We start from the raw sequence: 7828 nt of genomic DNA, 5'->3' as shown, positions 1-7828 counted from the left end.
ATCGGCCGCATTTCTCTTCGAGGTGTACCAATCGTCGCGCTGCATGTCGCGCCCCGATCCCGCGATAGGCGCGCACGCCACGTAATGCCGCGAGAACGGATAACCACCCATGAACCCGCGCGATGTTGCCAGCACGAATTGCGAATGTTGCGCCGAGACGCTCGCGCCTTCCGAATTCTGAATGCGTTTGTCGACGGCGAACGCTGCGTCTTCCGCGCGGCGCGCAAGGTCTGCCGCTTCTTCGGCGTTGATATCCCACGGGTGATAGAGATCGAGGTCCTGCGGCGCCATTTCGAGCAATTCCGCTTCGGCGAGGCCGGCGGCACTGTCTTCGGCCGTGAAGCGCGCGATGTTGTACGCAGCGGCCACCGTGTCCTTCAACGCGGCGCGCGAGAAGTCCGAGGTGCTCGCATTCCCCCGCTTCTTGCCGATGAACACCGTCACACCCACCATCTTGTCGCGATTGTGTTCGATGGTTTCGACTTCGCCACGACGCACGCTGACCGAAAGGCCATCGCCTTCCGAGATTTCCGTAGCGGCATCGGTCCCGCCGAGTTCCTTCGCGTGCCGCAGGATGTCGGACGCAATTTCTTTCAGCTCGTCCTGGGTGTGCGGGAAAAAGCGTTGCCTCACGTCCATGTCTGCTGCCATTTTTGTCTGCCTGTGGATGCTCGAGTTGCAGAAGGGTTCAGAACGGTCGCGCCGGAATTCAGTGGCGCAGCGCTCGCCATGACCGCTTCCGTGTATCGCAAGATCATAGCAAGTCCAGGGGTGTTTGGTTTCGTTCGTCCATGCCGCGAGGCGCCAGCGGGCCCCTTCGAACAAGTACAATATCGCGATGAACCGTAAAACCCGCACGCAACCCATAAATCCGGCCGTTGCCACCGAACAGGATGGCAGCGAGCACGGCTACGACCGCCCGAGCAAATCGCAGCTCAAACGCGACATGCTCGCGCTGCAAGTGCTCGGCGTGGCGCTGATCGAGCTTCCCAAAGATGCGCTCAAACGCATGCCCATGCCGGAAAAGCTCGACGACGCCGTCCGCGACGCCCGCAAGATCACCGATCACGAAGGCAAGCGCCGCCAGGTGCAATACGTCGGCCGCGTGATGCGCTCCCTGACCGACGAGGAAACAGCGGCGCTGCGCACGGCGCTCGACACGTATCGCGGTGTCAATCGCGCTGAAACCGCCAAGCTGCACTGGATCGAACATACGCGCGAAAAACTCCTCGCCGACGACGCCGCCCTTACCGAATTCATCCGCAAGCATCCCGGTGTCGATCCGCAGGAAGGCCGCACGCTGATCCGCAACGCGCGCAAGGAACGCGAGCAGAGCAAGCCGCCGCGTTACTTCCGTGAGTTGTTCCAGTGGATCAAGACCGCTGCGGGCGTGGACGAAGAAGACGACGAAAGCGCAATCGAAGCCGAAGACGGTGACGACGTTGAATTCCCGCAACGAGATGACGACGATGGCTACAAAGCGTAATCATCCGGACGAATTGCTGATCGGGCTGGTCTCGATCAGCGATCGCGCTTCGGACGGCGTGTACGAGGACAAGGGCATTCCGTCGCTGAAGGAATGGCTCGCGAGCGCGCTGAATTCACCCTGGCGCGCCGAAACCCGCCTGATTCATGACGACACGGCCACCATCTCGGCCACACTCCTGGAACTCGTCGATGAAACCGGCTGCGATCTCATCCTGACCACGGGCGGCACAGGCCCGTCGCGCCGCGATGTGACGCCGGAAGCCACGCTTGCGGTCGCCACCAAGCCGATGCCTGGCTTCGGCGAGCAAATGCGCCAGATCAGCCTGAACTTCGTGCCTACCGCCATTCTTTCGCGCCAGGTGGCCGTGATTCGTGAAACGGCGGATCACGCGGCGCTGATCGTGAATTTGCCGGGCCAGCCAAAATCCATCCGCGAAACGCTGGAAGGACTGCGCGACGCTGACGGCAAAACGAAAGTGCCCGGCATCTTCGCGGCGATCCCGTATTGCATCGATCTGATCGGCGGACCTTATATTGAAACGCGGCCGGAAGTGATCGCCTCGTTCCGGCCAAAAAGCGCGCTCAGGCCGTCAAAGACCTGAACGCTGCCACGTTCCTTCAGCGTTGCTTCATCTTTCAAGCGGCCGCGCCTGCTGCGCCGGTTGCCGATGGGATCAGGAAATGCTCGCGGTAGTACTTGAGTTCGTCGATGGACTCGTGAATGTCGGCAAGCGCCGTGTGCATGGCGCGCTTCTGGAAACCCTTATAGATGGCCGGCTGCCAGCGGCGGCACAATTCCTTGAGCGTGCTGACATCGAGGTTGCGGTAATGGAAGAACGTTTCGAGTTCCGGCATCCACCGCGCCATGAAACGCCGGTCCTGACAGATGGAGTTACCGCACATGGGCGACTTGCCCGGCGGCACATATCGACCGAGGAATTCGCGGATTTGCCGCGTGGCTTCGGCCTCATCCACCGTCGAAGCCAGCACCCGTTCAGTCAGCCCCGAGCGGCCATGCGTGTTGCGGTTCCACTCGTCCATCTTGCCAAGCGCCGTTTCGTCCTGATGGATGGCGAGGACCGGCCCTTCAACGAGTTTATCGAGCGTCGAATTCGTCACGACCACCGCAATTTCGATGATCCGGTCGTTATCGGGTTCGAGACCCGTCATTTCCATGTCGAGCCAGACAAGGTTCATGTCGCTGCGAACGAGGTCTGACGGGCTAGCGGAAGTAGAGGAATCGAGCACGGAATCGGCCATAGGAGGGCAACCTGAATGGGTTTGACGCCTGGAACGGCGCGCAGGTGATTTGCAGGACCCGGCCGTTCGGCTGACGCGCAACAAGCCATGCGCGCGGTGACGGCCAAGAACCTATAATTCTCGCATAATTTAATCGGGTTTCCGCTGATGTCCAATTTCAATCTCGCGTTCTCGGTCGTGTTTGTCGTGGCGCTGGTCGGCATGGTAGGCACGAAGCTGTGGCTCGCTTCGCGCCAGATCCGGCACGTCGCGGCGCATCGCAAGCATGTGCCGTCGCAGTTTCTTCAAACCATTCCGCTCGCCGCCCACCAGCGCGCGGCCGACTACACCGTCGAGCGCACGCGCCTGACCATGGTCGAGGTCGTGGTGAGCGCCGCTTTGCTGATTGCGCTGACGCTGCTCGGCGGCATCCAGCAGATCGATCTTGCCGTAACCGACTGGCTCGGCCGTGGGTACGTCGGGCAGATGGCGCTGGTCGCTATCGTGGTGGCGATCACGAGCGTGGTCGACCTGCCGTTCGATTACATCCGCCATTTTGTGATCGAAGAGAAATTCGGTTTCAACCGGATGACGAAGAAGCTCTTTTTCCTCGATCTGATCAAGGGCGTGGTGCTGGGCGCGGCTATCGGCTTGCCGGTGCTGTTCGTGACCTTGTGGCTGATGAACCAGGCCGGCGCGTTGTGGTGGCTCTGGGCGTGGGTGCTGCTCGTTGCGTTCCAGATGCTCGTGCTGATCCTGTATCCCACGTTCATCGCGCCGCTTTTCAACAAGTTCGAGCCGCTGAAAGACGAAGCGTTGCGCGCGCGGATTGAAAACCTGATGTCGCGTACGGGCTTCGCCGCGAAGGGCTTGTTCGTGATGGACGGAAGCCGCCGTTCGGCGCACGGCAACGCGTACTTCACGGGTTTCGGTGCGGCGAAACGGATCGTTTTCTTCGATACCCTCCTCGCCCGGCTTTCCGGCAGCGAGATAGAAGCGGTCCTCGCGCACGAACTCGGGCACTTCAAGCGCCGCCACGTGATCAAGCGCCTGGTCGTCACGTTCGCGCTCAGCCTCGTGATGCTTGCGCTGCTCGGATGGCTTGCGCAATGCGTATGGTTTTATGAAGGGCTGGGCGTGCGGCCATCGCTGATTGGCAACAACAACGGCCTGGCGCTCGTGCTGTTCATGCTGGCGCTGCCTGTCTTCATGTTCTTCGTGACGCCGCTCGGCAGTCTCAGCTCACGCAAGCACGAATTCGAAGCCGATGCCTTCGCCGCGAGCCAGACCGACCCGCGCGACCTCGTCAACGCGCTCGTGAAGCTGTACGAGGACAACGCGTCCACGCTCACGCCGGACCCTATCTACACCGCGTTTTACGCATCGCATCCGCCAGCATCGCAGCGCATCGAGCGCCTGATGCAATTCGCCGCATGAGGCCGCGCGACGCGAAGAAACCGGCGAACGCGCGCATTGAAGGAAGGGTCATTGCCGCTCACGGGCGGCATTACCTGGTAGCTCCCGCTGACGGCAGCGCCATGCTGCAATGTTTCCCGCGCGGCAAACGCAGCGAGATCGCGGTGGGCGACGTGGTGCAGTACGAACAGTCATCGGCGGATCAGGGTGTGATTGTCGAGATTGGCGAGCGAAGAAACCTGCTCTACCGGTCCGACCAGTTCAAATCAAAGCTCTTTGCGGCCAACCTCGATCAATTGATGATCGTGCTGGGTACCGAACCGCACTTCAGCGAGGACTTGCTCGGGCGCGCGTTGATTGCGGCGGAGGCGCACGGCCTCGAGCCGCTGATCGTGCTGAACAAGATCGATATGGAAGGGCCGCTCGCGGTTGCGCGCAGGCGCCTGGCGCTGTATCGGGAGCTTGGGTACACGGTCGTGGAGTTATCGGCGAAAGCGGCTCCCCAGCACGTCCACGATGAACTCGATGCCCGCCTCGCCGACCGGTCGACGCTGCTGCTCGGACAGTCGGGCATGGGCAAGTCGACGCTCGTGAACATTTTGATTCCGAATGCCGAGGTGGCGACGCGGGAAATATCGAAGGCGTTGAACAGCGGCCGGCACACGACCACGTTCACCCGGTTGTACCCATTGCCGGGCGGCGGGTCCTTGATCGATTCGCCGGGCTTCCAGGAATTCGGATTGCATCATCTTTCAGAGGGACAGCTGGAGCGAGCGTTCGCGGACTTCCGGCCGTTCCTGGGCAAGTGTCGCTTCTACAACTGCCGGCATCTGCACGAACCGGGTTGCGCGATTCTGGAAGCAATGGCGGAAGGCAAGATTCGCCCGGCGCGGCATCAGTTGTATGCGCAGTTGGTGCACGAGGCCAGCCAAATTGTCCGATAACCCCATCGCATGAAAAAATTGACGCGGGCTCCGAACCTGATCACGGCGCATCACTGGATGAATGTGCTGTCGACGGCGGGCATTGCGTGCGAGTTGCACAACCGTTATTTGAGTGGTGCGATGGGTGAGATTCCGGCGGAGCAATGTGCGCCGGAGATCTGGATACCGGATGACCGCGACGAAGCGTTGGCGACCGAAATATTGAACCGTGCGAGAAACGGCCCGGCATCGAACGCAAAGTCATGGCGATGCCAGCAATGCGGTGAGACGCTGGAAGCACAATTCACGGTGTGCTGGCAATGCGGAACGGCGAGAGACCCGTTGCACGACGAATAAAAACAGGAACGTGGGGCCAGCGAGACCAAGCAGGCGGTACGACCTGGCAGGCGGTACGGCCTGATAAGCGAAGCGTGTGAAGTAAAATTGAAAGGCGAGAAGGTTCTTTTCAACGGCGCCGGATAATTGTGGGCGGTGGCAGATGCGTGCCACCAGCGAGGCTGTGCGCTGAGGGTAATTTAGTGGTTGTGGTGTGAAGGCGTTTTCTTTGCTTCGTTTCTTTTTCGCCGTTTGGAAAAAGAAATGAAGTGCCGCCCCGCACAGGGGCAACGCTAATGGACCGAAGCGAATCAAATTCACAAGAGAACAGCAGCACAGCCCGAGCAAACCCCTCAGGCCAGCCAAACCGCAATGCTCAGCATGAGCAACAACAACATCCACAAGATCACGGCGCGCCAAACAAGCCCAACTGCAGACTGAAGCGTCCGTGGCGTGCAATCATCGCCCACTGGCAGCGGACTGGCATCACCAACAGCCAACGCCTCCACGCTGAGTGGTTCGGCCAGAGGGCCGGCCAGCCGCGCCCCCAGCGCCCCGCTCCCGGCGGCGAGCAAAACACCCTCATTGGCATCGGGCCACTGCTTGGCGTGATTGCGCCACGCATAAATGGCGTCCTCGAAATTCCCCACAATAGCGAACCCCAAAGCCGTCAACCGCGCAGGCACCCAATCGATAAAGAAAAACGCCCGCTGCGCAAACGTAGAAAACGCCGGTGTGCGCTCATCCGTCGGCCGGACCCACGACCTCGCCAGATATTCAGCGATCCGATAGAACACCGCACCCGCCGGCCCGATAGGAATCAGAAACCAGAAGAACACGCCGAACACGTGCCGGTGCGACGCCACTACGGCATGAACCAGCGTATGCCGGACGATCTCGCTCACGGGCATATCGAGTGTATCGATACCGGTCCACTCGTTGAGAATTTCGCGGGCGCGCGGAACATCGTCGTTGTTCAACGCGAGATGGATATCGGTGAAATAGTGGCTGAACTGCCGGAACCCGAGCGTGAAATACACGATCACCACGTTCCAGAGGAACGCGAGCGCGAAGTTGATGTGATAAAGGACGTAATAGACCAGCCCGACGGCCAACGTCCACGGCACTACGACAATCAGCCACGCGAGCACGCCATGCCGCGGCTTGCCGGCATCGAAGCCATGAGCCGCGGATTCCGCATGGTACTGAAGCAACGCCGATATGGGATTCTGCGGCGAAAGCGCGCGCAACTGCTCAATGATAAGAGCCAGCAATACAGAGAAAAAAGTCATGCGATGCGCCGGGACATTCGAGTTTTACGAATTTCGTGTAAAGATATCACAGCGCCGATGCAGCCAGAGGGACACATCGGCTGAAGCGCTATTCGGGTGCCGACACATTACGCGTCACGCGGCGAGGAAGCGATAGAAATTACGTAACATACCCGCCGTTGCACCCCAGATGAAATACGGAGCCGCATTCTCGGCGGGTGTGAACGGCATCGCAAAAAAACGACGTTCGCCGCCTTCCCATCGAAACACGCGGACTTGATGATTGGCTGGGTTCATGAGGAACGCGAGCGGGACTTCGAAGATATCGGCGACTTCGAGTGTATCGGCGTGAAGTTCGATCGGCGGATGGACCAATGCGACGACCGGCGTGACGCGGAATCCGGTACCGGTCAGATAGTCGGGCAGCTCGCCCAGCACTTCCACATGCACGGCCTCGAGCCCCACTTCCTCTTGCGCTTCGCGAAGCGCGGTCGCGGCGGCATCGGCGTCTTCGGGTTCCTGGCGTCCGCCCGGGAAGCTGATTTGCCCGGCATGGTTCGTCAGGTGATCGGCACGCTGCGTGAGCAGCACGGTCAGACCGCCTTCGCGCACGACAAGCGCAATCAGCACCGACGCCACCCTCGGATCGCCCCCGAGCGCCTTGACCTTGTCATCGCGTGCGTCCGGCGTCCAGTCGAGCGTCTGTGAAAACCTCGCACGCATGCCGTCGGGCGTCAGCACGTCTTCACGCACGCGAGGCAAGTCCGAGCTGGTCGATTCGATCGGCAGGATTTCGGGCTCGAGAATGCGGGGAGTCGACGGCTTGGGGGCGGACACGTGGGACTTGGCTTCTTGATTGGTTTTGATTTCAGGCGCCGTGAACGATGACGCAAGACATGATTTGACCACACCAAAGAAAAAAGCACCCGCGAGGGTGCTTTTTCCGGTGCAGCGGTCAGCGCAACACTTACGCCTTGGCAGCAGAACGGTCTTTCGACACGAGCTTTTCCTTGATCCGAGCCGACTTGCCCGAACGTTCGCGCAGGTAGTACAGCTTTGCACGACGCACATCACCGCGACGCTTCACGACGATGCTAGCGAGCAGCGGCGAGTAGGTCTGGAACGTACGCTCGACGCCTTCGCCCGACGAAATCT

At 60.5% G+C, this 7828-nt stretch carries 10 protein-coding genes; 5 read left to right on the top strand and 5 right to left on the bottom strand.

What is annotated here, in order from left to right; all coding sequences use genetic code 11:
- The coding region (locus ACFFAR_RS18720) for a TldD/PmbA family protein (protein WP_375508256.1) at positions 1-651 on the bottom strand (651 nt) is incomplete at its 3' end.
- Between the two features lie 187 nt (positions 652-838).
- On the opposite strand from ACFFAR_RS18720, the gene yjgA reads away from it, so the two are divergent.
- Together yjgA and mog are read left to right on the top strand one after the other, a co-directional pair.
- Positions 839-1486 (top strand): ribosome biogenesis factor YjgA, encoded by a 648-nt coding sequence (gene yjgA / locus ACFFAR_RS18715; RefSeq protein ID WP_061999998.1) that lies wholly within the window; start codon positions 839-841, stop codon positions 1484-1486.
- On the top strand, positions 1470-2090 hold the full coding sequence (mog, locus tag ACFFAR_RS18710; RefSeq protein ID WP_174364088.1) for a molybdopterin adenylyltransferase: 621 nt from the start codon (positions 1470-1472) through the stop codon (positions 2088-2090). The genes yjgA and mog overlap by 17 nt, the downstream gene beginning before the upstream one ends.
- 34 nt (positions 2091-2124) lie before the next feature.
- Here mog and orn read toward each other — a convergent pair whose 3' ends face one another.
- A complete protein-coding gene (orn, locus tag ACFFAR_RS18705) occupies positions 2125-2748 on the bottom strand; it encodes an oligoribonuclease (protein ID WP_375508255.1) in 624 nt (207 codons plus the stop codon).
- 147 nt (positions 2749-2895) lie between these two features.
- On the opposite strand from orn, the gene ACFFAR_RS18700 reads away from it, so the two are divergent.
- From ACFFAR_RS18700 to ACFFAR_RS18690, 3 genes are read left to right on the top strand one after another with little or no spacing between them, the layout of a single operon-like run.
- A complete protein-coding gene (locus ACFFAR_RS18700) occupies positions 2896-4164 on the top strand; it encodes a M48 family metallopeptidase (protein WP_062000001.1) in 1269 nt (422 codons plus the stop codon).
- Positions 4161-5087, top strand: a complete 927-nt coding sequence (gene rsgA / locus ACFFAR_RS18695; protein WP_062167311.1) for a ribosome small subunit-dependent GTPase A — start codon at positions 4161-4163, stop codon at positions 5085-5087. The genes ACFFAR_RS18700 and rsgA overlap by 4 nt, the downstream gene beginning before the upstream one ends.
- A 9-nt stretch (positions 5088-5096) precedes the next feature.
- Positions 5097-5423 carry a putative signal transducing protein gene (locus ACFFAR_RS18690; RefSeq protein WP_174364089.1) on the top strand — a complete coding sequence of 109 codons (327 nt, stop codon included), beginning with the start codon at positions 5097-5099 and terminating at the stop codon, positions 5421-5423.
- A 332-nt stretch (positions 5424-5755) separates the two neighbouring features.
- Here the strand turns inward: ACFFAR_RS18690 and ACFFAR_RS18685 are convergent, their stop codons facing one another.
- From ACFFAR_RS18685 to ACFFAR_RS18675, 3 genes are all read right to left on the bottom strand, one after another.
- Positions 5756-6694, bottom strand: a complete 939-nt coding sequence (locus ACFFAR_RS18685; protein WP_062000004.1) for a CobD/CbiB family protein — start codon at positions 6692-6694, stop codon at positions 5756-5758.
- A 114-nt stretch (positions 6695-6808) separates the two neighbouring features.
- A complete protein-coding gene (locus ACFFAR_RS18680; protein ID WP_236873356.1) occupies positions 6809-7510 on the bottom strand; it encodes a CoA pyrophosphatase in 702 nt (233 codons plus the stop codon).
- 130 nt (positions 7511-7640) lie between these two features.
- On the bottom strand, positions 7641-7828 hold a 188-nt coding region (locus tag ACFFAR_RS18675; protein ID WP_375508254.1), incomplete at its 5' end, for a 50S ribosomal protein L19.

The organism is uncultured Caballeronia sp. (genome assembly GCF_964243625.1).
GTDB lineage: Bacteria > Pseudomonadota > Gammaproteobacteria > Burkholderiales > Burkholderiaceae > Caballeronia.
The sequence above is the reverse complement of the archived record's forward strand: the minus strand, read 5'-3'. Positions and strand labels throughout refer to the sequence as shown.

Coding starts and splice junctions, on each gene's coding strand:
- mog (WP_174364088.1), top strand. CDS start 1,470: ATGGCTACAAAGCGTAATCATCCGGACGAATTGCTGATCGGGCTGGTC.
- orn (WP_375508255.1), bottom strand. CDS start 2,748: ATGGCCGATTCCGTGCTCGATTCCTCTACTTCCGCTAGCCCGTCAGAC.
- rsgA (WP_062167311.1), top strand. CDS start 4,161: ATGAGGCCGCGCGACGCGAAGAAACCGGCGAACGCGCGCATTGAAGGA.
- ACFFAR_RS18690 (WP_174364089.1), top strand. CDS start 5,097: ATGAAAAAATTGACGCGGGCTCCGAACCTGATCACGGCGCATCACTGG.
- ACFFAR_RS18700 (WP_062000001.1), top strand. CDS start 2,896: ATGTCCAATTTCAATCTCGCGTTCTCGGTCGTGTTTGTCGTGGCGCTG.
- ACFFAR_RS18685 (WP_062000004.1), bottom strand. CDS start 6,694: ATGACTTTTTTCTCTGTATTGCTGGCTCTTATCATTGAGCAGTTGCGC.
- yjgA (WP_061999998.1), top strand. CDS start 839: ATGAACCGTAAAACCCGCACGCAACCCATAAATCCGGCCGTTGCCACC.